General features: G+C 63.8%; 21 protein-coding genes. 12 read left to right on the top strand and 9 right to left on the bottom strand.

The window, feature by feature from the left end:
• Window positions 1-12 precede the first annotated feature (12 nt).
• Window positions 13-1,023 carry a TRAP transporter substrate-binding protein gene (locus CH339_RS16630; RefSeq protein ID WP_201241059.1) on the top strand — a complete coding sequence of 337 codons (1,011 nt, stop codon included), beginning with the start codon at window positions 13-15 and terminating at the stop codon, window positions 1,021-1,023.
• Between the two features lie 1,145 nt (window positions 1,024-2,168).
• Here CH339_RS16630 and CH339_RS16625 read toward each other — a convergent pair.
• The 7 genes from CH339_RS16625 to CH339_RS16595 form a co-directional block, all read right to left on the bottom strand.
• The gene (locus CH339_RS16625) at window positions 2,169-3,338 is read right to left on the bottom strand and encodes a M24 family metallopeptidase (protein ID WP_111435498.1); all 1,170 of its coding nucleotides are present in this window, start codon (window positions 3,336-3,338) and stop codon (window positions 2,169-2,171) included.
• 12 nt (window positions 3,339-3,350) lie between these two features.
• Entirely contained in the window at window positions 3,351-3,569 is a 219-nt protein-coding gene (locus CH339_RS25435) for a TOBE domain-containing protein (RefSeq protein ID WP_170138560.1), read from the bottom strand.
• The gene (locus CH339_RS16615; RefSeq protein ID WP_111435496.1) at window positions 3,547-4,449 is read right to left on the bottom strand and encodes an ABC transporter ATP-binding protein; all 903 of its coding nucleotides are present in this window, start codon (window positions 4,447-4,449) and stop codon (window positions 3,547-3,549) included. The genes CH339_RS25435 and CH339_RS16615 overlap by 23 nt, the downstream gene beginning before the upstream one ends.
• The gene (locus tag CH339_RS16610) at window positions 4,449-5,249 is read right to left on the bottom strand and encodes an ABC transporter permease (RefSeq protein ID WP_111435495.1); all 801 of its coding nucleotides are present in this window, start codon (window positions 5,247-5,249) and stop codon (window positions 4,449-4,451) included. Before CH339_RS16610 ends, CH339_RS16615 begins: the two co-directional genes overlap by 1 nt.
• A 12-nt stretch (window positions 5,250-5,261) precedes the next feature.
• Window positions 5,262-6,146, bottom strand: a complete 885-nt coding sequence (locus CH339_RS16605) for an ABC transporter permease (protein ID WP_111435494.1) — start codon at window positions 6,144-6,146, stop codon at window positions 5,262-5,264.
• Between the two features lie 169 nt (window positions 6,147-6,315).
• A complete protein-coding gene (locus CH339_RS16600; RefSeq protein WP_111435493.1) occupies window positions 6,316-7,362 on the bottom strand; it encodes an ABC transporter substrate-binding protein in 1,047 nt (348 codons plus the stop codon).
• A gap of 40 nt (window positions 7,363-7,402) precedes the next feature.
• A complete protein-coding gene (locus CH339_RS16595; RefSeq protein WP_170138559.1) occupies window positions 7,403-8,593 on the bottom strand; it encodes a pyridoxal phosphate-dependent decarboxylase family protein in 1,191 nt (396 codons plus the stop codon).
• Window positions 8,594-9,003: 410 nt separating this feature from the next.
• Between CH339_RS16595 and CH339_RS16590 the strand changes: the two genes are divergently transcribed.
• The gene (locus tag CH339_RS16590) at window positions 9,004-9,621 is read left to right on the top strand and encodes a TetR/AcrR family transcriptional regulator (protein ID WP_146610219.1); all 618 of its coding nucleotides are present in this window, start codon (window positions 9,004-9,006) and stop codon (window positions 9,619-9,621) included.
• Between the two features lie 925 nt (window positions 9,622-10,546).
• On the opposite strand, the gene CH339_RS16585 is transcribed toward CH339_RS16590, so the two are convergent.
• Entirely contained in the window at window positions 10,547-11,572 is a 1,026-nt protein-coding gene (locus CH339_RS16585; protein ID WP_146610218.1) for a helix-turn-helix transcriptional regulator, read from the bottom strand.
• A gap of 240 nt (window positions 11,573-11,812) precedes the next feature.
• Between CH339_RS16585 and CH339_RS16580 the strand changes: the two genes are divergently transcribed.
• The 10 genes from CH339_RS16580 to CH339_RS16535 all read left to right on the top strand — a co-directional run bounded on the left by CH339_RS16580 (window position 11,813) and on the right by CH339_RS16535 (window position 20,219).
• Entirely contained in the window at window positions 11,813-13,801 is a 1,989-nt protein-coding gene (locus CH339_RS16580) for a TonB-dependent receptor domain-containing protein (RefSeq protein WP_111435489.1), read from the top strand.
• Window positions 13,802-13,875: 74 nt separating this feature from the next.
• On the top strand, window positions 13,876-14,160 hold the full coding sequence (locus CH339_RS16575) for a DUF2218 domain-containing protein (protein ID WP_111435488.1): 285 nt from the start codon (window positions 13,876-13,878) through the stop codon (window positions 14,158-14,160).
• Window positions 14,157-15,302: an ABC transporter substrate-binding protein gene (locus tag CH339_RS16570; protein ID WP_111435487.1), complete on the top strand. Its 1,146-nt coding sequence runs from the start codon at window positions 14,157-14,159 to the stop codon at window positions 15,300-15,302. Before CH339_RS16575 ends, CH339_RS16570 begins: the two co-directional genes overlap by 4 nt.
• Entirely contained in the window at window positions 15,295-16,374 is a 1,080-nt protein-coding gene (locus CH339_RS16565; protein ID WP_111435486.1) for a FecCD family ABC transporter permease, read from the top strand. The genes CH339_RS16570 and CH339_RS16565 overlap by 8 nt, the downstream gene beginning before the upstream one ends.
• A complete protein-coding gene (locus CH339_RS16560; protein ID WP_111435485.1) occupies window positions 16,365-17,168 on the top strand; it encodes an ABC transporter ATP-binding protein in 804 nt (267 codons plus the stop codon). The genes CH339_RS16565 and CH339_RS16560 overlap by 10 nt, the downstream gene beginning before the upstream one ends.
• A 4-nt stretch (window positions 17,169-17,172) precedes the next feature.
• A complete protein-coding gene (locus CH339_RS16555) occupies window positions 17,173-17,586 on the top strand; it encodes a hypothetical protein (RefSeq protein WP_111435484.1) in 414 nt (137 codons plus the stop codon).
• 96 nt (window positions 17,587-17,682) lie between these two features.
• Window positions 17,683-18,402, top strand: coding sequence for a MotA/TolQ/ExbB proton channel family protein (locus CH339_RS16550; RefSeq protein WP_111435483.1), 720 nt, complete (start codon window positions 17,683-17,685; stop codon window positions 18,400-18,402).
• Window positions 18,392-18,793, top strand: coding sequence for an ExbD/TolR family protein (locus CH339_RS16545; RefSeq protein ID WP_111435482.1), 402 nt, complete (start codon window positions 18,392-18,394; stop codon window positions 18,791-18,793). Before CH339_RS16550 ends, CH339_RS16545 begins: the two co-directional genes overlap by 11 nt.
• Window positions 18,790-19,185: an ExbD/TolR family protein gene (locus tag CH339_RS16540; RefSeq protein WP_111435481.1), complete on the top strand. Its 396-nt coding sequence runs from the start codon at window positions 18,790-18,792 to the stop codon at window positions 19,183-19,185. Before CH339_RS16545 ends, CH339_RS16540 begins: the two co-directional genes overlap by 4 nt.
• Entirely contained in the window at window positions 19,182-20,219 is a 1,038-nt protein-coding gene (locus CH339_RS16535) for an energy transducer TonB (RefSeq protein ID WP_111435480.1), read from the top strand. Before CH339_RS16540 ends, CH339_RS16535 begins: the two co-directional genes overlap by 4 nt.
• Window positions 20,220-20,267: 48 nt before the next feature.
• Here the strand turns inward: CH339_RS16535 and fes are convergent.
• Window positions 20,268-21,846 (bottom strand): enterochelin esterase (fes, locus tag CH339_RS16530; protein WP_111435479.1); only part of this gene is annotated, 1,579 nt, incomplete at its 5' end.

Genomic DNA, 21,846 nt, shown 5'->3' with positions numbered 1-21,846 from the left:
GGAGGAAATGCAATGAAACTTCTCAGGCATGCAATGATCGGTGCGCTTTTTGCGGCGGTGTCGGTGGCTCCGGCACTGGCGGCTGACTATACGATCCGGCTCAGCCACGGCGACAACGAGAACAACCCGACCCACAAGGGAGCGGTGAAGTTCGAGGAGCTGGCGGAGAAATATTCCGACGGCCGCATCGACGTGCAGATATTCCCGAACAACCAGCTCGGTTCTGAGCAGGAAGTGGCGCAGGCGCTGCGCACCGGCTCGATCGAGGCGGAGATCCTCTATACTGGCAATCTTGTGCCGCTGGCGCCGTCGGTGGGTGTGATGATGCTGCCCTACGCCTTCACCTCCAACGAGGAGGCGCATGCGGCGATGGATGCACTCAAGGACCCGCTCAACGCGCGGCTGCCGAAGGAGGCGGGTGTGCGCATCCTCGGCTATTTCGAAAAGGGCTTCCGGGTTCTCACCAATTCCAAGCGCGAGGTGAAGACGCTCGACGACCTGCAGGGCCTGAAGATCCGCGTGTCGAAGAACAATATCGCCATCGAGACCTTCAAGTCCTGGGGGCTCGATCCGATCCCGATGGCCTGGGCGGAGGTGTTCCCGGCCCTGCAGCAGGGGGTGATCGACGGCCAGGAGAACCCCTACACGACGTCGATCTCGTCGAAATTCTACGAGGTGCAGAAATACATCACCGAGATCCACTACCTGATCTGGTCCGGTCCGATCATTATCTCTGAACGCTTCTACCAGGGCCTGCCAGCCGACCTGCAAGAGGCGCTCGACCGCGCCGGCGAAGAAGCGGCGGTCTATGAGCGCGAGGTTTCGGCGACCGAGACCGAGAAGGCAACGAAGGAGCTGGTTAAGCTCGGCATGGTGCTGAGCGGCGCGCCGACGGACGAAGAAAAGTGGCAGTCGGCGGCCAAGGCCCTGTGGCCCTCGTTCTCCGAAGACATTGGCGGCAAGGAGTGGGTCGATAAGGCCAGCGGCATTATGGAAAAGGCCATCAAGGGCGGCAGCGAATAGACCCCGATTCCTCCAGCATGCGCCGTTTTTCGGATACCCATAGCAACAACGGGGCCGAAAACCGGTATAAGAAGTGCCGATGCGCCGGCTGAGGCGCATCGGAAACCGAACTGGCGGGGGCTCCCCTGCCAGTTCTTTTTTTGCTTCGTCGCGCCGGTGTCGTAGGCGATGCGCCGCGGGTATTTGGCGACTCTGCACGCCGCACGAGTGAGGCATTAAGATGCCGCCGCGGCCGATGCGACCATGGTCGAGCGATTGCCCGACTTCCGCCGCTTGCGCGCCCTCAAGGTGGTCCGACGACCACAACGAAATCCATCTCCCGTCATCGCTTCGGATGCGTCCCGCAGGCAGTTCATCCAAACGCGGACCCAGTAGCTGGTCCATCCGGCGAAACGGGCATAACTCCGCCGTGCGGTGTTGCCTAAGCCGAACCTGCAAAGAAGCTCTTGCGCCATCCTGTGCGTAAGCAAATCGCCGCGGGCGTCCTCAAGCAGGGGCAGCCGTGCCATTGTGCTATCCCAAGAGCAGGAAAGTGGTTTTGAGTGGCAATGGTCGTTACAATTTGAAAAACAGACCGAAATAGATCGCCCATCAAAAACGCCGGCAGTGTAAGTCGGGCCGATCTTGCTGTGGCTCAGGAATCTCATATAAGTGATTGAAAAATATAATAAATTCTCCGTCGCGCCCATGATGGACTGGACGGATGTTGCAAAAAAAGGCGTGATATCAACACTCTATCGGGCACGGCTCTCGTCATGTTGTACACTCGTTGTACCGGCCAGCCCTTTTTCGATACCGGTTGCGTCCCGGTGAGGAGGGCAGGCGAATAGCCGATACATCGTGGAGCCTTTCGACCATGCTGGGATAAGGGATCAAACAGAGCATTGGCGTGTAGCTGAGAAACTGTTGGGGCGGAAGGCGAGAGCCTCGGACATTACGATCTCGCAACGCTTGTCGATATCCGCGTAGCCCCACAGCATATCGCAGCCGCCACGGTAGATCCGGACCCGTGTCACGAGACCAAAATGATCCGCGCATACCGCTGAAGCGCGTCCGGCGGAACCTTTTCGCCGATGGAGCCGGAGCCCCACGTGACCCACGCGATGTCTCTTCACCAGAGCAGGCCAGGCCGGCACCGCTCCGTCCTACCGAATGAAGAGTTCCCGGGGACATGTCGAAAGCGTTCTCCCGCCGGTCGGCGCAACGACGAAGGTTTCGGAAAAAGCATATCCAAAATCTTCCTCGAGCCAATTTCCCAGCATGAGGTGGAAGCTCATATTCTCCGTCAGAATGGTCTCATCGCCCGGCTTCAAACTGGCCGAGACCTCGGTCCAGTTTATCCCTATGGCATAGCCGCACCGGCTGACTTTTTGAAAGCCGTGCCGTTCCAGAACCCGGTGAAACGCATTCGCGACATCGGCGCATCGGTTGCCAGGTCTGGCCTCCTCCAAAGCCCTTTCCAGCCCTTCGGATTCCGCGTCGTGCAGTCGTCGCAGCCGGTCTGGCGGCGGCCCCACATGCACTGTGCGCATGAGGCCCGTATAGTACCGATGGCAGGAAGCCCCGAGTTCGATGTTGATCTGCGACCCCGCGGTATAGACATGGTCGCTCCAAGCCACATGTGAGGTGCCCGTCAGCGGCGTGGTACAAAAGGCCGGTTGCTTCAGATGCGTCGGCTTCACATCGTCGACACCGCCGATCATCACATCGACGGCGGCCCGTACGGCAGCACTTTCCGGCACGCCGGTGCCGATTGTATCGACGGCTGCGAGCATTGCAGCGTCCGAGACCTTCCCGACAGCCTCCATTACCGCTACCTCTTCATCGGATTTCGGCAGCCGGAGCCAGGTAACGAGCGACGTTGCGTCCACAAGCTCGGCGTTCTCGAAAGCCTGGACCAATTGCTTGGCGGCAACGAACGACAGAGTACCGAATTCCACGCCTATGCGCCCGCCCGACAGGCCGCATTCACGCATCCGGTCCACCATATGGTCGTAGCCGTTACGCTGCGGATTGGCGACCAGGTGTTCCGGGAACGCGACGATCTTGTCCCGATCCAAATAACTCTCATGGATTGCCGCCGGCGCATCCATAGCACGCACGCACAGAAGGGGTTCGTCGGCGCCAGGATCGACGACGAGGGATTGTTCGACATAGGCGGATTCCGCCGTGAAGCCACTCAACCAGACCAGATTCGCATGATCGGTAATGAACAGCGCATCGAGACCGGCTTTCTCCATGGCCGCTTTTGTGGCGGCCAGGCGGCGAGCGTATTCCCGCCTCGTGAAGGCCTGCGGTCCTTTTGTCAGCGTCATGGTCTGCGCTCCTCAATCCTTTGATGTAGGGTTCTCGAGCCTTTGCGCGCGAGAGAGATCGATGACGATTGTCAAACGGTCACCTGTCCGCGGCCGGCTGCCGGCCGGGAAGGGGTGCTCCACCACCAGCGTCTCCTCACCGACCTTGACATTGATGCGCGTAACGCCGCCGAAATATGCACTCCCCGATACGGTTCCCAACAACCCGTCAGGATCGTCCGCCTCGGCCACCCGTACATGTTCGGGACGCAGCACCAGCGAACAGTCGCCAGGGGGGGGCCTCGAAAGGCAGCCGCAATCCGTTGACGCTTCTGAACGCTGCGTCTGCGCATGTGCCGTCCAGGATCGTGCATTGGCCGATGAAATCGGCAACGAAACGGCTGGACGGCCGTTCATAGATCTCCCCCGGACTGCCGATCTGCTCCACGCGGCCGGTGCTCATCACAACAATCCGGTCAGAGAGTGCGAGAGCTTCCTCCTGATCGTGCGTGACGAATAGCGTCGTCACGCCGATCCGCTCGATGATCCTTGTCATGTCCTCGCGCAACCGGACGCGCAGCTGCGCGTCGAGGTTCGAAAAGGGCTCGTCCAGAAGCAGCAATGCGGGCTGAAGTGCCAACGCGCGGGCAAGCGCAACGCGTTGCTGCTGACCGCCCGATAGCGCGGCCGGCCGGCGGTCGGAGAGATGGTCCAGCTCAACCATCCGCAACATCTCATGGACGCGGGTCATGCGCTCGGATCTCTCGACCCCCAGGTTCTCGAGACCGAATGCGACATTCTCCGCCACGGTCATGTGCGGGAACAACGCGTAGTTCTGGAAGACCATGCCGGTATCCCGCTTGTAAGGCGGCAGCGCGGTCACATCTTTTCCGGCAATGCCGATACGGCCCGCCGTCGGTTTGATGAAGCCGGCCACCATGCGCAGTGTGGTGGTCTTCCCGCACCCGGAAGGGCCGAGGAGGCTTACGAACTCACCGTCCGCGACATCAAGCGAAAGATCCTCGACGGCAATCACGTCGCCATAGTGCTTGCTAAGGCCGTCGAGCCGGAGAATCGGTGCCGCCTGCTTCGCGGAGCCCGCATCGGAAACGTCTTCGAAGTTCACCTTCATTACAGAACCTTGTCCATTCCGGCGATGCGCTCGATCGCCAGCATGATGATGACGGTCAGCACAATGACCATGGTGGAGACGGCAGCGAGCGTCGGGTCGTAGCTGTGTTCGACATAGGTGAATATCTGTACCGGCAGTGTCTCCGCCCCCGCGAATCCCAGAAAAATCGATAGCGTGATATTCCCGAAGGAGATGACGAAAGCGAAGATTCCTGCCGATAGGAATCCGGGCAGAAGCAGAGGAAGGGTCACGCGGCGCAGAACCACGTGCGGGGCCGCGCGCAGATTGGCCGCCGCTTCCTCATAGCTTCGGTCGAGCAGAGCCAGCGATGTCGTGAGGGTGCGGACGACGTAGGGGAGCGTAATGATGACATGCCCGATCAGCAGACCGAAAAACGTCTGCCCGAATCCAATGGCCGTCAACAGTTGCAGAAGGCCGATACCCAGCACGACAACGGGAACGATTAGCGGCGAGAGCGCCGTGGCCCGAAGCGTTTCCCGTCCGAAAAATCGGTATCTGTCCATTCCGTAGGCGCCCGCAAAACCTATCGCCAGGGAGAGGAACATCGCGGCGAAGCCGAGTTCCAAGCTCATGACGAAAGCATTCATGAATGCGGTGTTCTGGAACGCCTCATGATACCAGCGCAGTGACAGTCCCTCGGGCGGGAAAACCATGCTGTTGCCCGCGGTCAGCGACGCCCCGACGACGATGATCGGCGGAAGCAACATGGTGATGTAGACGAGTGACTGGGTAAGAACCCCCGCGACGGCAAGGAAGCGGTCCGGCCATTGTGATTTCATATGCCTGCCTCCTCATCCCGGATGGGATTTCAGCCATTTGTTGACGATGAGCGTAATAGTCAGCGTGACGGTGAAGAGGACGGCGGACATCGCCGCTCCGAAGGGCCAATTCAACAGGACGATGATCTGTTCGTAGATAAGGCTGCCGAGCATCTGCACACGGTGACCGCCGATCAGACGTGGCGTGATAAAGGCAGACACGCTGAGTACAAATACCAGGGTCAGACCGGAAAGAATCCCAGGCAACGAGAGAGGAACGATGACTTTTCGGAAGGTGGTCCAGCGATTGGCCCGCAGGTTGGCGGAGGCTTGCTCCAAGGTCGGGTCTATATGACCAACGACGCTCATCACCGACAGCACCATGAAGGGCAGGAACTGCTGCGCCAGGACGATGATCACCGCCGGGGAGTTGAACAACAGACGTATCGGCTTGTCGATAAGACCGGTAAAAACCAGCACTTGGTTCACCAGCCCCTGGCGTCCCAGCACCACGAGCCATCCGAAGACCACGATCACCAGACTCAAGGTCAAGGGAAGAATGATGATAATCAGTCCCCATCGGCGCCAATGCGGCTTCGCGCGGGCCAGGGCATACCCGGTCGGAAAGCCCAGAACCAGGCACAGAAGCGCCGTCGCCAGACCATATCCCAGCGTGTCCAACATCACGTTCAGGTAATAGGAATCTGTCAGGAACCGCAGATAGTGCTCCAGGGACACGCCGGATGCGTTGAATGAGCGGTCGCCCTCAAAAAAGCTGGCGCGCAGCAGGGACAGGATCGGCACGACAAGGAACAAGAGGAGCACAATTGCCAGGGGCGCGGTCAGCGCGATCCAGGCATATCGGCCGGACGGACCAACGCGCACGGTTCCGCGTGCCGCAACAGAGGACGAATTCATGCCGACCCGGCTCCTTCAATCGCGGGCCGCGGCGTCTCCATCCAACCGGATTGGCGTCGGCTCTGACACTGATAGGACATGATGCTCACTTGAAGGTTCTGCCCAGGGAACCACACGGGTACACCGGGCAGGACCAACCTCGACAAGGGTCGCGCGTGCGGGCCAGTAATCAAGCCATCGTTCGATTGAAACGCTCGATCCATCCGGACCGCTTTTCGGCGATCTTGGTCCAGTCCAGAGTCTTGATCTTCGCGCGTCCCTCCGGGCCGAAGGTGATGATCGTATCGGCGACCGCCTTCGGCAGATCGACAGTCGTCGTCGGCCCATAGCGGAAGAAGTTGGCGATCGCGCCGATCGCTTCGTCGGACAGTGCCTTGTTGAGATAGGTGGCGACCGCTTCCGGATGCTTGGTTCCCTTGATGGGGTTGTAGTAGGACATCAGGGAGTAGATGCCTTCCGACGGGGCGACCATGGCCATGGGCTGTCCGGCATTCTGCATCGCGAACACGCGGCCGTTCCACAGCGCGCCCGCCGTCGCTTCGCGTTGCTCGAACAACTGGATGAGCGATACCGTCGATGAGGTCAGTGTGACGATGTTGGGCTTGATCCGTTCAAGCGCCGCGAAAGCCGGGTCGATGTTGTCGATGCCCCCGCCATTTGCCTCCGCCATCGCCAACAAGTACAGGACACCGCCGGTGTTCTCCAGATTGAAGAGGGCGACCCTGCCTTCAAGGTCAGGGCGGGCAAGATCCGCATAGGACGCGATCGGCGTCTGCGTTTCTTCCGTATTGTAGGTGATGACCGAGGAAGAAATCATGAACGGGACGCCGTGTTGCCCGAACTCCGGTAGACCGGGAAGCAAATTTGCGACATTCGGGACCTTGTCCGGCGTAACGGGGTCGATCATATCCGCCTTGATCAATTCTGGCACACTGGGGCTGTCGCACAGCACAATGTCGAAAGGCGGATTGTCGGGCGTTGCGATCGTCTTGGCGACTGCCGCCGAGGAACCACCTGGCGCATAAGTCACGTCCAGGCCCGTCTCAGCCTTGAGCGGATCGGCCACGGTTTCTTTCATGATGCGGTCGAAGTCGCCACCGAAGCCGTTCAATGTCAGCGTGACGTTGTCGAACGGTTTGGCCCTGACAATGGCCGGTGCTGCCAGCACGGCCCCCGCGGCCACAGTGCTTACAAGGAAAGTACGTCGGGTTTGCATATGCGCTTCCTTTCTGCTTTTCGAAGTCCAGGCGGTCTTGTCACGAATTGCATTGCGCTAAGGCAGCGCGGATTTCTCCGGCGTAGCGTTCCAGGTCGTCGTCATCGCGCTCGGGGCCGATGCAAACGACGAACCCGCCGGGCGACTGTATTTGCTTTCCTCTGTGGCGGCGCGCCGCGAAGCGGGCCGCAAAGTCCCGGTGCTGCGGCGCCACAGCATCGAAGGTGACGACACCGAGCGTCGGCTCAACAAGGACCCGCATGCCCGCAATATCACGGACCATTTCGGCAAAGAGTTTCTGGTTCTCGGCAATCGCACGCGCTCTGGCCGTATAACCCTCGCGCCCCAGGACTTGGACGATCGCCCAGGCTCCCGCGAGCGTGTCCAGACTGCGCAGTCCGGCTACCCTGTCGCCCGTCATGGCGGATCCGTCCCAGTTGGACATATCGACGAGGCGGAGGTCGGCGATCGACTTTTCGCGAAAAAGAGCCGCGGCGACGCCGACGGGTGCATAACCGTATTTATGAAGACCGATTCCGATGGACGTGACGCCCGGGACCGTGAAGTCGAATGCCGGAAGTGCCACGCCTACCGAATCCATGAACGGCGCGAGACACCCGCCGATTGCTCCATCGACGTGAAACCAGATGTCGCTTTCCGACGCGATCGCGGCCATTTCACCGATCGGGTCGCACGCGCCGTGGCTGTCGGTCGGCAGCGCGCCAGAGATGACAATCGTATCGTTGTCTATTGCCCGACGGAGCGCCGCAGTATCGCAGCGCAGGTCTTCGTCCAAGGAAACCGCCCTTACCGAAAGCCCCAGATAGTGGGCCGCCTTGTCGAAGGCCGGATGGCCGCTTGTCGGGCGTATGACGTTGAACGGGGGGCGTCGGCCATCTGCGAGCGCCTTGGTCCGGGCGGCCAGCAACACCAGAAAAATGCATTCCGAACTGCTGGAGCCGTAGGCGACATCGCCGCCCGCAGGCAGGTTGTACAGGTTGCCCCAGAATCGGGACACCTCACCGGTCAGCAACTGGCCGAGCGGGGAGCCCCAGGTCATGGCGGAAGGATGCATGCCGACGTGGCGCATCGTGTCGTGCGCAAGCCCGCGAACCTCGTCCTGCGGGCGCAGCCGCGTGATGCGCATCCACTGGGTGGTGTCCTGTTCCATGGCCGCGTCGAGGCGGGCAAACGTCTCTGTCACAGGGTCGGATAGCGACATGGGTTTCATCAGACCTTCTCTAGCGTGTCTTCCGACATGTTCAGAAATATGTCCCTGCACAGTCTCCTCCAGCCACCCATGCAGCGGGCTCTTCGACGGGTCTTGCAATAAGCAGTTCGTCCTTCTAACAAACATTCCATTTGAATGGAAGGAAAATATTCCAGCGATACCCTCATGCGGCTTCGGCGCCGGTGGACGAGAGAAAAACATGCCCATGCGGGATTGGAGATGCGGGTTTGTGAATTCTCAAAGGGCTGATTATCCTTCGGAAATTCTAGTCCCCGGCTTTGCTGGAAATATGAGATCTCAAATGCCGGGTCCAGGAGAACCAACCCGAGCCGCATGTCACAGGTTTGGTCGATAGAGTATTTCCAACCAACAAGAAGCAGTGCGTCATTGCCATTTCAACGGAGGAACCATTGACGAAACGTATGACTCAGGAGGAACGCCGCGCGGAGACAAGCGAGCGTCTGATCGCGACCGGAATTTCTCTTGTGGCCCGCCGCGGATTGGCCTCGGTAACGACCAAGACGATTGCGCAGGAAGCCGGCATTACCTGGGGTGCGGCGCAATACCTGTTCGGCAACAAGATCGGATTCCTTACGAGCCTGGGTCGCCGCCTCCTGGAGGACCTGAAGAACCAGGCCCCCATACCCGGACGGGCGGCATCCAGCGTCAGGGCCGGATTGGAAACATTCGTTTGGAGTGTTTGGTGCTCCTACAGCAGCCCGTCCTATATCGCTTGGATTGAACTCGTTCGAGGCTCTAGGGGCGATCGGGAAATGCGGGACGCCCTCAAAGTGATGCAAAACGACTACATCGACCATATCAGCGCACTTTGGCATGCGACTGTCCCACACGGCACCGCAGGCGCCCCAAACGAGATCATCATGCACCACATCGTCCTGACGTTGAGCGGCCTGGCGGCTCGACGGATTTTTCTGCACGACGAAATCGCGGAGAATGAGCATATCCATCTGTGCATCGACATGGCGGTACGGATGGTGATGGAGAAAACGCAGGTTTCCGGAAGCTAGAGCCTCGCAAAACAGTTCGGACGCGGCCGGGATCGGCTGATACGGCCGTTCGTTAGGCGTCATTGTGCAGGGGGATCGCGCCGCTTTGTGATCTGAGCCACTTTGTCCCGCTCGAAATCATCTCTGTAGTTGGCTTTGCCCGCAACCGCCTCTTCACCTCAAATTTAGGGAATATTCACGTATAGATTTGGTATACGCCTGTAAATTCTGGCATTCTGCGCCAAAATTAGGTCGGCGAGAACAGAGCGGAAAAACATCTGTCTGAAAAAACGAGAAGATGTTCGCAACTTAAAAAGAGATATTCTTATAAATAACTGAAATAAATAGGAAAATAGCCGTCGCGCTGATGATGGATTGGATGGGCGTTGCGGAAAACGGCGTAAAAACAATTGCTAATGCTCCTTGTATTTGTGGAGTTGTGCTCTCGTTGTACTGGCCAGTCGGTAGGGGCGATGCCGGTGGAGCTGCGGAGTAGGGTGCGCGCGATTAGCAAAGCGTGGCCGAAAGCCGAGCCATGAGGTCCTGGCGGGTCAAAGATCAATCACTGCCAGGCTGGTGCTGAGATATTATTTGATGCGGAAGGCGCGAGCTTCGGACAATGCTATCTCGCGACGTTTGTCGATGTACGAGGCCAGGTGCTGCAGGTGAACGCCCTTGTGGATATGACGTGTTCGCGGCGGGCCCGGCGAATAGTTCCGTAGTGCAAAAAATAGCTCGTCGCGGTCGCCGCGTTGCTTTCCGGCGCTCAGCCGGGCGCTGGCGACAGACGAGAACACCGGCCGCTTCGCGCCTTATTCCGGAGCGTGATCGTCTGCCGTGAACGCGGGCCATTGCGAAGGTGCGCCGGGAAGATCGGGGGATCGAAGACAAGCGCACGCCGCGGTCTGCCATCGGGCCGTCGATGACCCCGTTTCCGCCGCGACCCTTAAAGCGCGACCTGGACGTCGCGTGGGGACAGGCCGAACTGCCGCTTGAAGGCGGTGGCGAAATTGGCCGGGCTGGTATATCCGGCAAGGTAGGCCGCCTCGGCGATGCTGACGCCGCCGTTCTCCAGCGCCTGACGCGCCTGTTTCAGCTTCCACAGCCGGATATAGCTGTAGACCGACATGCCATAGGCCGCCTGGAAGAGCCGCTGCAGGGTGTTGGTGCTGGAGCCGACATCGCTTGCCAGCCGGTCGGCGCTCACCGGCCCCTCATTGTTGGCGGACAGCCATTCCTCGACCCGCTGCAGGCGTTTGCGGTCCTGCGGTCGCAGTCGGGCGTCGTCCGCGCCCGGCGCAACGGACAGGATCTGTTCGAAGGCCTCCGCGATCAGGGCCAGCACCCGGCTTTCCAGGTAGAGCCCGGAAAGCAGCAGCGGCTGGTCGGGCGGGTTGATGATCTGTTCGGCCATGGAGATCGCCCGGTTGCTCGGTCGCCAGGTGCGCCAGGCCAGGTGGCAGCTCGCGAACCGCCGGATTTTTTCCAGATCGAAGCCGTTGTCGGCCGCGCCGGCCTCCAGCCACTCCGGCGTGATGGCGATCGACACCTTGCGCACATGGACGCCCTTGCGGGTGCGCCTGACGAAGCGCTCGGTGCGCGACTGGGCGAAGATGCAGCCGATCGGCTGCCAACCGGTCTCGGCCTTTTCCGGCATCGGCACGCGCACGCCCCCGACGGTCGCCTCGACCGCGCCTTCCAGGAAGATCTTGACGCCGAGATTGGGCGCACAGTCGCGCTCCACGACGAAATCCTTCAGGTCCTCCGCATCGGAAAAATGCACCGACAGGCCGTCGCGCAGGCGCATGACGCCGCTGCGGCCCCGCAACAGGCCCTCGGACCGACGATGGTCACCCTTCAGCGTGCGGGAGGGAGCATCGCCGTCGCGGTCGTAGAGGTCGCCGGCCGTGACCACCGGTTCGGCGCCGTGACCGCGGCCGCGCGCGGCGCGCGCAATGCGACGCGGAGCCATCGTTTCCGGCTGTCGGAGGATCGCCATTCCAATCCCGTGCGTAGTGTTTCGGATAGCCTTTCCTACTGCGCAAAGGTAATTGATGCAAATGCAAATGAGTAGCATCTAGGCCGCATGCGGAGGCTCGTGTAACGAATCCTGACGGTAATTGTGATGGTTCCCGCAACGCAGCATCGATGGCTGCGGCAGCAGCGGGAACGGGGTGACCGGCGGAAGCGCGCCGGGGAACGGGGTAGTTCAATGCAGTACAGTCAGCGATTCATCGGCCTGCTTCTGGCGGGCGTCAGCGTCATAGCGCTCGTGCCGGCGGCACTGGCACAGGACAGCGTCCCGCTGGACACGATTGTCGTCTCCGACGAGAGCGGCGCCGGGGCCAAAGAGGTGGAAACCGACGTCCAGGTCACCGAGGAAGACATCGAACGGCGCAATCCGCAGACCCTGCGCCAGCTTTTCCAGACCGAACCGTCGGTGCAGGTGACGGGCGGCAGCACGGCGACGCAGAAGATTTTCGTCAACGGCGTCGAGCAGTCGAAGCTCAACGTCCAGGTCGACGGCGCCCGCCAGCGCAACAGCGTCTGGCACCACAATGGCGACTTCGGCATCGATCCCTATTTCCTGAAAGAGGTCGAGGTCGACGCAGGCGTGGCGCCGGCCGATGCCGGCCCCGGCGCGCTCGGCGGTTCGGTCAGGTTGCAGACCAAGGACGCCAAGGACATGCTGCTGCCGGGCCGGACCTGGGGCGGCACGGTGCGCGGCAGCTACGACACCGACAGCGAGACCTTCACCTCCACGACGGCCGCCTACCGGGTCCACCAGGGCTTTGAGGTGCTCGGCATCCTCAAGCGTTCCGAAGGCCAGGACTATACCAACGGCGACGGCATCACGGAGCCCGGCACGGCCAACGACCTGTGGAACGGCCTTGCGAAATTCGGCTACGAGAGCGAGGCCGGCCACCGCTTCATGCTCTCCACCGAGTACTACCGCGACGCCGGCATGCGCCGGCTGCGGGCCAACCTCAATCTGTTGTCGATGCCGCTCTTCAACTACAGCCTGGCGGAGCGCTGGACGACCACGTTCCGCTACACCACCACCCAGCCGACCGACACCTACGACCCCGAGGTTCTGCTCTACTACAACCGCAACCGCCTGCAGCGGCCGAACCGCAACGGCTATGCGGGGCCGAGCGGCGACTTCAATGCCGACAATGGCGAAGTCGGCGGCAAGATCCAGAACCGGTTCCGCTTCGACTGGGGCACGCTGACGGCCGGCACCGATTTCTCCAACAACAGGACGGAGATCGAGCGGTTTCATTTCCCCAACGACGTGTCGGAGCGGATCACCGATGTCGGCGCCTATCTGCAGGCGCGCATCGCGGCGACCGAGCGGCTGGAAATCTCCACCGGCGCGCGTGCCGACTTCCAGAGCTACCGCGCCGTCGACGGCCAGACCTTCGACAATTTCGGCCTCTCGCCGAACATCAGCGCGGCCTTCGAGATCATCGACGGCATCAAGCTGAAGAGCGGCTACGCCTATGTCTTCGGCGGCCTGGAGCACCCGCAGACGGCGCTCTACCATGCAAGGGACTACGTCTACGACCGCGGCCTCGACCCGACCTGGGCGCATAACGCCAATGTCGGAGCCGAGTTCAGCCGCGGCGGTGTCACGGTCGGCGCCAACCTGTTCTACACGGAGATGGATAACATCCTCGCCTACGACTACACGGGCCCCGTGGCGGCCCGGGTCAACGGTCCGGAACTCGTCACCTACGGCTTCGATGTGTTCGCCCGCTATCGCAGCGAGACCACCTATCTCTCCCTTGCCTACAGCCACACCAAGCCGGAGGTCGACGGGCTGACGGCGCTGCCGAATTCCAGCCCCAACTCGGCCAATGTGGTCGGCGACATCCTGACCTTCGACGGCTCCTACACCTTCCGCGACTGGGGCGTCACCGTGGGCGGCCAGGCGGAAATCGCCTTCGACTTCTCCGACGAGGACCTGCGGGACGCGGGCTTCTCGGACCTCGACGGCTACGAGGTGGTCAATTTGTTCGCCGAGTGGCAGCCGCCGGTGGAAGAGCTGGCGCATGTCACGCTGCGCGGCGAGGTCGTCAACGTCTTCGACGAGCAGTACACGCGCCGCGGCGGCTACTACCAGCTTCCAGTGCGCGGCATCGAGCCGGTCTACGAGCAGGGCCGATCCTTCCTCGTCACCGCAACGGCGAAATTCTGAGCCCTGCCGACCCGGGCGTCCGTCGCGGCGTCCGGGCCGGTTCTCCTGCAAGGCCCGCATCGCGAAAGGACGCTATGCCCGTCACCTCGACCGAAATCGCCACCAAGGCAGCCTCGAAATATCTGCAGCAGCTCTGCAAGCATTTCGCCCACAAGGTCCCTGCCGAATGCGACAGCGCCGCCGGCCATGTGCGCTTTCCCTTCGGCCTATGCCGGATGGCGGCGACCGGTGCCGCGCTGACCATCCATTGCGAGGCCGACAACGTGGAGGCCGCCGAACGCATGCAGGCGGTGATCGCCACCCACCTGGAACGCTTCGCCTGGCGCGAAGAGCTGTCGATCGACTGGGTGGCGGCATGACGGTGAGGGCGCTTTCCAAGACCAACCACGCCGCGTTTCGGTCGCTCGTCCTCTTCTGCGCCGTCCTCGCCGCCTCCCTCGCGCACGCAGAAGAGGTCACGGACCTCGCCGGTCGCACCGTGACGATCGAGCGACCGGCCGAGACCATCGTCGTCGGCGACGGCCGCATCCTCTCCGCCATCGCCCTTCTCGACCGCAAGGATCCGCTGCACAGGGTCAAGGCGCTGCTCTCCGACCTGCGCCTCACCGACGGCGACCTCCTGTCGACCCTCTCCACGCATTTCGAGCGCATGAAGACGCTGCCGATCTATGCCGGCAAGGGCGACTCGGTATCGGCCGAGACGATCATTTCGCTGGCGCCCGACGCGGCGGTTTTCGGCCTCCAGGACCACGGGCCGGGTGCCAGCAACACCGAACTGATCGCGCAACTGGAAGAGGCCGGCACGACGGTGGTCTTCATCGACTTCCGCCAGCACCCGATGGAAAACACGGTGCCGTCGATCGCTCTCCTCGGCAAGCTGCTCGGCCGCCAGAAAGAGGCGAGGGAATACACCGATTTCTATGAGGCGCACCGGGAGCGGATCGCGAAACGCGTCGCCGGCTTCACCGGCGAGCGGCCGACCGTGTTCCTGCATGCCCATCCCGGCCGGTTCGACTGCTGTGTCGGAATGGCCAACGGCATGCTCGGCCCGTTCGTCACGCTCGCCGGCGGGCGCAACATTTCCGCCGCGGTGACGCCCGCCGTCGTCGGTAGGCACACCCTGGAATTCGTCCTTGCCGAGGACCCGGACGTGTGGATCGGCACCGCCTCCGGCTCGATCGAGGATTTTGAGGCCGGACGGCCGATCGTCGTCCTCGGCACACGGTCGAGCGATGAGATCGCCCACGCCTCGCTTCAGGCGGCGCTGGAAGCCGATGGCCTGGAAGCCCTGTCTGCGGTGCAGGCCGGGCGGGCGCATGCCATCTGGCACAATTTCTACAACTCGCCGCTCAACATCTATGCGTTGGAATCCTTCGCCAAATGGCTCCATCCGGACCTGTTCGCCGACCTCGATCCTGACGAAACACTGAAGGAAATCCATCGCCGGTTCCTCGGTTATCCGCTTAACGGTCTCTACAGCGTGAGCCTTGCCGATGACTAGCGCTGCAACCGAGACGACGCTGGCCGCACAGGACCTTGCGGCCGGCCACAGGCGCATCGCGATGCACCGCATCGCGATGCTCGTCGTTCTTGCCGTCATCCTCCTCGTCGCGCTGGTCCTCGACCTCACCACCGGGCCGGCGCGGATCGATCTTGCCGAGATCGTCGGCGGCATCCTCGATCCGGCCGGTCTCGACGTGCGCACGCGGATCATCCTCTGGCAGGTCCGGCTGCCGGACGCGCTGATCGCGCTGTCGGTCGGCGCCGCCCTCGGCCTTGCCGGCCTGGAGACCCAGACCGTCCTCAACAATCCGCTCGCCAGCCCCTACACGCTCGGCATTTCCGCGGCCGCCTCCTTCGGCGCCGCCATGGCCATCGTCCTCGAGCCGGTGCTCTCCTTCGTGCCGCCGATGGCGGTCTTGCCGGTCACGGCGTTCGCCTTTTCCTTCGGGGCCGCGCTCCTCATCCTCGCCCTGTCGGCGCTCCATGGCGGCGCCACCAGCACGGTCATCCTCTACGGCATCGCGCTCCATTTCCTGTGCAACGCCCTGACCTCGGCCCTGCAGTATTTCGCCAGCGCCGAGGCCGTCGAACGGGTCGTCTTCTGGACCGTCGGCAACCTGACCAAGGCCGGCTGGACCGAGGTGGGGATCGTCACCGCCGTCTTCCTCCTCGTGCTGCCGCTCAGCCTCCGCCATGTCTGGGTGCTGACCGCGCTGCGGGGCGGCGAGGTGCTGGCCGCGAGCGCCGGCATCGCCGTCGGCCGGGTGCGGATCGCCGTCATGGCGCGGGTGGCCTTGCTCGCCGCCATCGGCGTGTGCTTCGTCGGCGCCATCGCCTTCGTCGGCCTGGTCGGGCCGCACATCGCCCGCATGCTCCTCGGCGAGGACCACCGCTATCTCATTCCCGGGGCGTGCCTCACCGGCGCGGCGATGCTGTCGCTCGCCTCCTTCCTGTCGAAGGTGCTGCTGCCCGGCGTCATCGTTCCCGTCGGCATCGTCACGGCGATTGTCGGCGTGCCGGTGTTTCTGGCCCTGATTGCCGCGCGGCGGGGGGAGGCGGCATGGCGGTGATGACGGTCCGCGACGTGGATGTCCGGCTCGGCGGCCGGCCGATCCTCTCACGAGTGAGCCTGCCGCCGTTGCAGCCCGGCCGGCTGACGGCGCTGATCGGCCCGAACGCGGCCGGCAAGTCGACGCTCCTGCGCGCGCTCATCGGCGCGATCCCGGCGCGCGGCACGATCGCCGTCGACGGCACGGAGGTGCGCAACATCGACCGGCATACACGGCGGGGCCTTCTCTCCTATATGCCCCAGGCGCTGCCCCAGGGCTCGTCGCTGTCGCCCTACGAACTGGCCCGCAGCTATGCCCGCGCCACCGAACTGGCGCTCGCCGGCCCCGACCTCGACCGGCGCATTGCGGAGCTCTTCTCCATGCTCGGTCTGATGGACGATGCGCACCGGCCGATGCAGGTGCTCTCCGGCGGCAAGCGTCAGCTCGTCGGGCTCTGCCTCACCGTCATCCACCAGCCGGCGATCCTGCTCCTCGACGAGCCGACCAGTGCCCTCGACCTGCATTGGCAACTGGCCGCGATCTCCATGGTCCGCGGCTATCTCGACAGGAACGGGGCGTCGGCCGTGATGGCGCTGCACGACGTCAACCTGGCCCTCAGGTTCTCAGACGAGATCGCCGTCCTCAAGCACGGCCGGCTCGTTGCCGCCGGGCCGCCGGCCGACATCGTCACCCCCGATCTCATCGCCGACGTCTACGGCGTCGCCGCCCGCGTCGAGACCTGCAGCGCCGGCATTCCGGTGCTGCTCGCCGACCGCCCGACCTCTACCGCCACCTCCACAGCAAGCCCCGGATAAAGCCATGATCCCAAGAACCGTCCTCTCCCTCCTTGTCCTCCTTGCCGTCAGCATGGTCACGCCCGCTGGCGCTGCGGAGAGCCTGCCGATGGAGCTCAACAAGGCGGCGACCGTTGCCGGTAAATGCCGGGTCACCATGGTCGTGCGCAACGGCCTGGCGCGGCCTTTGTCGGCGCTCTCCGTCGACGTCGTCGTGTTCGACAAGGAGGGCGGCGTCGCCGGCTATTCGGCGCTCAATTTCGGCGCCCTGCCGGCCGGCAAGATGCGCGTCCGGCAATACGACATCGCGGAGATGCCCTGCGCGGAGATCTCCCGGCTCCTGATCAACGACATCCGCAAATGCGGCGAGGGCGGCGAGGCCCAATGCCTCGGCCTGCTGGAACCGTCATCGCGCCTCGACATCGACTTCGCACTCTAACAGTTTGTTCTAGCGCGTATTCTTGTCCGAAAACCGGTTCCCACGTTTCGCTGACGCGGACCTTCGGTTCGGGAATACGCTCTAAGGGAGAATTAAATGCCCGAAGCTCTCGCACCCGTCGGCGTCTCCTTCCTCGATCCGCTGATCCGGCTGGCGACCACCGGCGGTCCGGTCGTCATGCTGCTCATCGTCCTGTCCGTCATCGCGCTCGGCCTCGTCATCGCCAAGCTGGTGCAATTCACCAGGCTCCGCGTCGGCCGCCACCGCCGCGCCCGGGCCGCGCTCAATCTCTGGCTCTCCGGCAACCGCGAGGAGGCGAGCGGGCACCTGCGGGGCGACCGCTCCCTCGTCGGCGACGTGCTGCATCACCTGTTCCAGGGCGCCGCCCAGCCGGCGACGCGCGAGGAGCATTTGCGCGAGGACATCGAGCGCGTCTGCATGACCAGCCTCGGCCGGCTGCGGGCGCTGCTGCGGCCGATCGACATGATCGCCCAGACGGCGCCGCTGATCGGCCTCTTCGGCACCGTCATCGGCATGATCGAGGCGTTCCGCGGGATGCAAGGGGCGGGTGCGACCGTTGATCCCTCGGTGCTGGCCGGCGGCATCTGGGTGGCGCTCTTAACCACCGCGGTCGGTCTTGCCATCGCCATTCCGGCAAGCGCCATCGTCGGTTGGTTCGACGGCCGCATCGAGCGCGAGCAGGCGGCGATGGAAGCGCTGGTCACCGCGTTCTTCACCGGCGCGCCGACCGAACGCGGTGCGCTGACGGTGGTGGCGATCGACCAGCGCCGGAGACGTCCGCGACATGAAGCTTGAACGTGCCGAGCGCCGGCGGCCGATCGGGATCACGTCGTTGATCGACGTGATCTTCCTCCTGCTGCTGTTCTTCATGCTGGCCTCCAGCTTTTCCCGCTACCAGGCGCTGCCGGTGAGTGCCGGGGTCTCCGGTGCCGGCAGCTCGGCAAGCCGACCGCAGCTCCTGCGCGTCCACGACGCCATCCGCATCGACCTCAACGGTGCTCCGGTGACGCTGGACGAGCTTGCGGAACGGCTCGGCGAGACGAGTGGGACGAATACCGGGGACATTCCGAAGCCGGTGGCGATCTGGTCGGGGCCCGAGGCCTCGACCCAGCATGTCGTCGATGCGCTCGTCGCCGTCAGGGGCGCAGGGCGCGAGGCGCTGGTGATCGCGGGGACAGGCCGGTGAAAATCGCAAAGCCGCAGCAGCGCACGCCGCCCGACAACACCGTGCCGCTCATCAACATCGTCTTCCTGATGCTGATCTTCTTCCTCTTTGCCGGCACGGTCAGCCGCGACGACGCGGCCGAGATCGACCCGCCCAGGAGCATTGCGGAAGACGAGCGCATCCGCTCCACCGGGGCGCTGGTCATCACCGAGGACGGTACCGTTACCCGCAACGGCGAGGCGGTGGCGCTGGAAAGCCTCGACGCAAATGCCCTTGCCGACGATGTCGAAAGCGCCCGCCTGATGATCGCCGCCGACGGCCGGCTGCCGGCAGACCACCTCAAGCAGGTGCTGGCGCGGCTCAAGGACAGCGGCCGGGAAATCGTCCTGATCACCCGACGGAAGCAACCATGATCAACCGGCGCGTCATCGGCATCTCCATCGTCCTGTCCCTCGGCATCCATGTCGCGGGATTCGCCACGTTCGCCGACCCGGACGACCAGGTGGAAATGGCGGCCTCCCAGGGCGGCGCCGTCTCCGTCATCGGCTCCCTTGAAGACATGGTGGCCGGGGCCAATACCGAGCTCGACCCCGTCGATCCGGTCAGCGAGGCCGAGCCGGTGGCAACGGAGGTCGCCGAGGCCGAGCCGATCAAGATGCCGGAGCCGGCGCCGCCGGTGGAGGCAAGCCCGGCCACACCCGTCGAGACCGCACCGCCGCCGCCCGATGCGGTGACGCCGCAACCGAGTGCCGAGGTGGAGCCGGCGACAGAAGCGGCGCCGGTGATGGCGGCTGACATTCCGCTGGTGCCGGTGACGGAAGCAGAACCGGTCGAGCAGGACGAGGCGGCCGAGGTCACGCCGCAGGAGACGATAGAGGAACGCCCGGCCGAGGTCGCGGCACTCACGCCTCCGCCGGACGCGGCCGAGCCGGTGCGCCCAGATACCATGACGCCGGTGGCAACCCCGGTGCCGCAGGTGAAACCGCGCCCGCCGCGCAAGGTGGCAAAGAAACCGGCGAAGAAGAAGCGCCGCACCACCAGGCGCGTGCGCCGCGGCGGCAAGGCCAATTCGCGGCGCGGCGGCGAGCGCATCACGGCAAAGCGGGGCAATTCCAACGCCGCCGGCGGATCGCGCCGCAAGACCGACGGCGGTGGCAGGGCGGCTGCCGATAACTACAAGGGCAAGGTGTTGCGCCGGCTCAGGCGGGCCAAGCGCTATCCGGCGACGGCGCGAAGGCGCGGCCTGACGGGCACGGCCGTGGTGCGCTTCACGGTCTCCCGCGGCGGCGGCGTCAGCGGCATCCGCCTGGCGCGCTCGTCCGGACACGGCGTCCTTGACCGCGAGGCCGTCGCCATGGTGCGCCGCGCCTCGCCGATGCCGCGCTTTCCGAGCGCCGTTGCGCAAAGCCGCATGACCTTCAGCGCCCCGGTCCGCTTCGCGCGATAGGGATGAAGGGACGCCGGTGCAACCGCGGCACCGGCAGCCCGGAGAGCATCACTTTTCGGGTGCGAAAAGGGCGATCAAGCCGTCGATGAGGGCGCCGCGCCAGATGGCATAGTCGTGGCCGCCGGCATATTCCCGGTGGACCACCGTTTCATAGCCCTTGTCGCTGAGGGTCGCCGCGACCTGCCGGTTGGACTCCACGATCGAGATCTCGTCCGGGAACCGGCTGGTCTCGAAGATGCCGGCCGACAGGAACGCCCTGATCGGCCGCCGCGGCGCCTCCCGGAAGCGAGACGCAACATAGGCCTCCTTGCCCTCATAGGTTTTCGGCGCCCACCAGAACGATCCGGAGAGGGAGAGGAAGGCGCCGAAGCGGTCCGGATGGCGATGGGCAAGGCACGCCGAGGCGAGGCCGCCATAGCTCGACCCGGTGACCGCGGTGCGCGCTGCGCTCGGCGTGAGACCGGTCCGGCGCGCGATCTCCGGCAACAGGTCCAGCGCCATGGCATCGGCGAAGTCGGCATTGCACGGCAGCTCGCGCGCCCGCGTCCTCTGGTCGATGTGGTCGACGAAGACGGCGACGACCGGCGGCAGCGTTCCGGCCGCGATCAGCCGGTCGAGCATGGCCGGCAGTTTTACGCGCGTCTGGTACTGCTTGCCGTCGAAGACGAAGAGGAGGATGTTTTCCGGGTCGGCGGGATCGAAGCCGGTCGGGCGATAGATCGACACGGTTCGCGTGTTGCCGAGCCGCTCGCTTTCATAGGTGACGTTGGTGATCGTGCCGGGCTGCGTCACCGGTCCCGTCAGCCCCAACTGGCGCGGGGCGTCCGGGAGTTCCACATAGCTCAGCTGGTTGAAGCGGTCGGTGCCTTCCGGCTTCTGCGGGAACCTGTTGAGCGGGTCGGCCTGCAGGACGGAGAGCATGGCAAAGCGGCGGTCGCGCCTGGTGCCCGGTACGAGCGGAATGTCGGGCGCGAAGCGATAGGAAAGCCGCGTTTCATCGGGGACCTCGAAGGAAGCGAACCAGACGTCGCTGTCGCCGAGCCGCTCAAGCCACACATGGTCGCCGGTCGGGCCGCCCCAGAGCCGGACGTTTTTCTCCGCGCCGCGCCAAAGGAAGGTGAGATGGGATTTCCCGTCCGCGCCGCTCGGCGCGGGCTCGATGAGCGGGGTTCCCGCGCGGGCGAATTCCGCCCAGAAGGCGTCGGTGTCGCCGCCGGCCTCCAGCTTCGCCAGGAGCGCTTTCAGGGCCGGGCTTTCCGGATCCGTGCTGGTGCGGACCGGCGGATGCGGCCGCTGCTCGTCGGGCGCAATGTTGTTGACGATGGCAAAGGCGACGCCATCCGCCTGTGCCTCTGTGCTCAGCGCCAGGTCGGCGACATCGCTCCCGGCGACGAAATAGAAGTTGTGGTGTCCGGTGGCGTCCTCAAGCAGCACCCTTTCCGGGGCACCGTCCGGCCCGAGCAGGACGAGATCGACCGGCACTGCGCTCTCTACCAGGCCCTTTATATAGGCGCCGGGCGTTGTCGAAACGCGAAGATGCCGCGTCGACGACGCGGCAACATCGAGCACCTGTTCCTTGGCCGTCACCGGTGCGCCGGTCGGGTCCGAAACGGCTTCGGCGGCCGCC

Origin of the sequence: Rhodobium orientis, assembly GCF_003258835.1 — a bacterium.
Lineage (GTDB): Bacteria > Pseudomonadota > Alphaproteobacteria > Rhizobiales > Rhodobiaceae > Rhodobium > Rhodobium orientis.
This window is presented reverse-complemented; position numbering and strand designations above follow the sequence as displayed.

What these genes read in the sequence shown, in the direction of transcription:
- CH339_RS16600 (WP_111435493.1), bottom strand. Translation starts at nt 7,362, where the DNA reads ATGCAAACCCGACGTACTTTCCTTGTAAGCACTGTGGCCGCGGGGGCC.
- CH339_RS16605 (WP_111435494.1), bottom strand. Translation starts at nt 6,146, where the DNA reads ATGAATTCGTCCTCTGTTGCGGCACGCGGAACCGTGCGCGTTGGTCCG.
- CH339_RS16630 (WP_201241059.1), top strand. Translation starts at nt 13, where the DNA reads ATGAAACTTCTCAGGCATGCAATGATCGGTGCGCTTTTTGCGGCGGTG.
- CH339_RS16555 (WP_111435484.1), top strand. Translation starts at nt 17,173, where the DNA reads ATGATCCCAAGAACCGTCCTCTCCCTCCTTGTCCTCCTTGCCGTCAGC.
- CH339_RS16570 (WP_111435487.1), top strand. Translation starts at nt 14,157, where the DNA reads ATGACGGTGAGGGCGCTTTCCAAGACCAACCACGCCGCGTTTCGGTCG.
- CH339_RS16565 (WP_111435486.1), top strand. Translation starts at nt 15,295, where the DNA reads ATGACTAGCGCTGCAACCGAGACGACGCTGGCCGCACAGGACCTTGCG.
- CH339_RS16625 (WP_111435498.1), bottom strand. Translation starts at nt 3,338, where the DNA reads ATGACGCTGACAAAAGGACCGCAGGCCTTCACGAGGCGGGAATACGCT.
- CH339_RS16535 (WP_111435480.1), top strand. Translation starts at nt 19,182, where the DNA reads ATGATCAACCGGCGCGTCATCGGCATCTCCATCGTCCTGTCCCTCGGC.
- CH339_RS16615 (WP_111435496.1), bottom strand. Translation starts at nt 4,449, where the DNA reads ATGAAGGTGAACTTCGAAGACGTTTCCGATGCGGGCTCCGCGAAGCAG.
- CH339_RS16560 (WP_111435485.1), top strand. Translation starts at nt 16,365, where the DNA reads ATGGCGGTGATGACGGTCCGCGACGTGGATGTCCGGCTCGGCGGCCGG.
- CH339_RS16610 (WP_111435495.1), bottom strand. Translation starts at nt 5,249, where the DNA reads ATGAAATCACAATGGCCGGACCGCTTCCTTGCCGTCGCGGGGGTTCTT.
- CH339_RS16585 (WP_146610218.1), bottom strand. Translation starts at nt 11,572, where the DNA reads ATGGCTCCGCGTCGCATTGCGCGCGCCGCGCGCGGCCGCGGTCACGGC.
- CH339_RS16580 (WP_111435489.1), top strand. Translation starts at nt 11,813, where the DNA reads ATGCAGTACAGTCAGCGATTCATCGGCCTGCTTCTGGCGGGCGTCAGC.
- CH339_RS16550 (WP_111435483.1), top strand. Translation starts at nt 17,683, where the DNA reads ATGCCCGAAGCTCTCGCACCCGTCGGCGTCTCCTTCCTCGATCCGCTG.
- CH339_RS16575 (WP_111435488.1), top strand. Translation starts at nt 13,876, where the DNA reads ATGCCCGTCACCTCGACCGAAATCGCCACCAAGGCAGCCTCGAAATAT.
- CH339_RS16595 (WP_170138559.1), bottom strand. Translation starts at nt 8,593, where the DNA reads ATGAAACCCATGTCGCTATCCGACCCTGTGACAGAGACGTTTGCCCGC.
- CH339_RS16545 (WP_111435482.1), top strand. Translation starts at nt 18,392, where the DNA reads ATGAAGCTTGAACGTGCCGAGCGCCGGCGGCCGATCGGGATCACGTCG.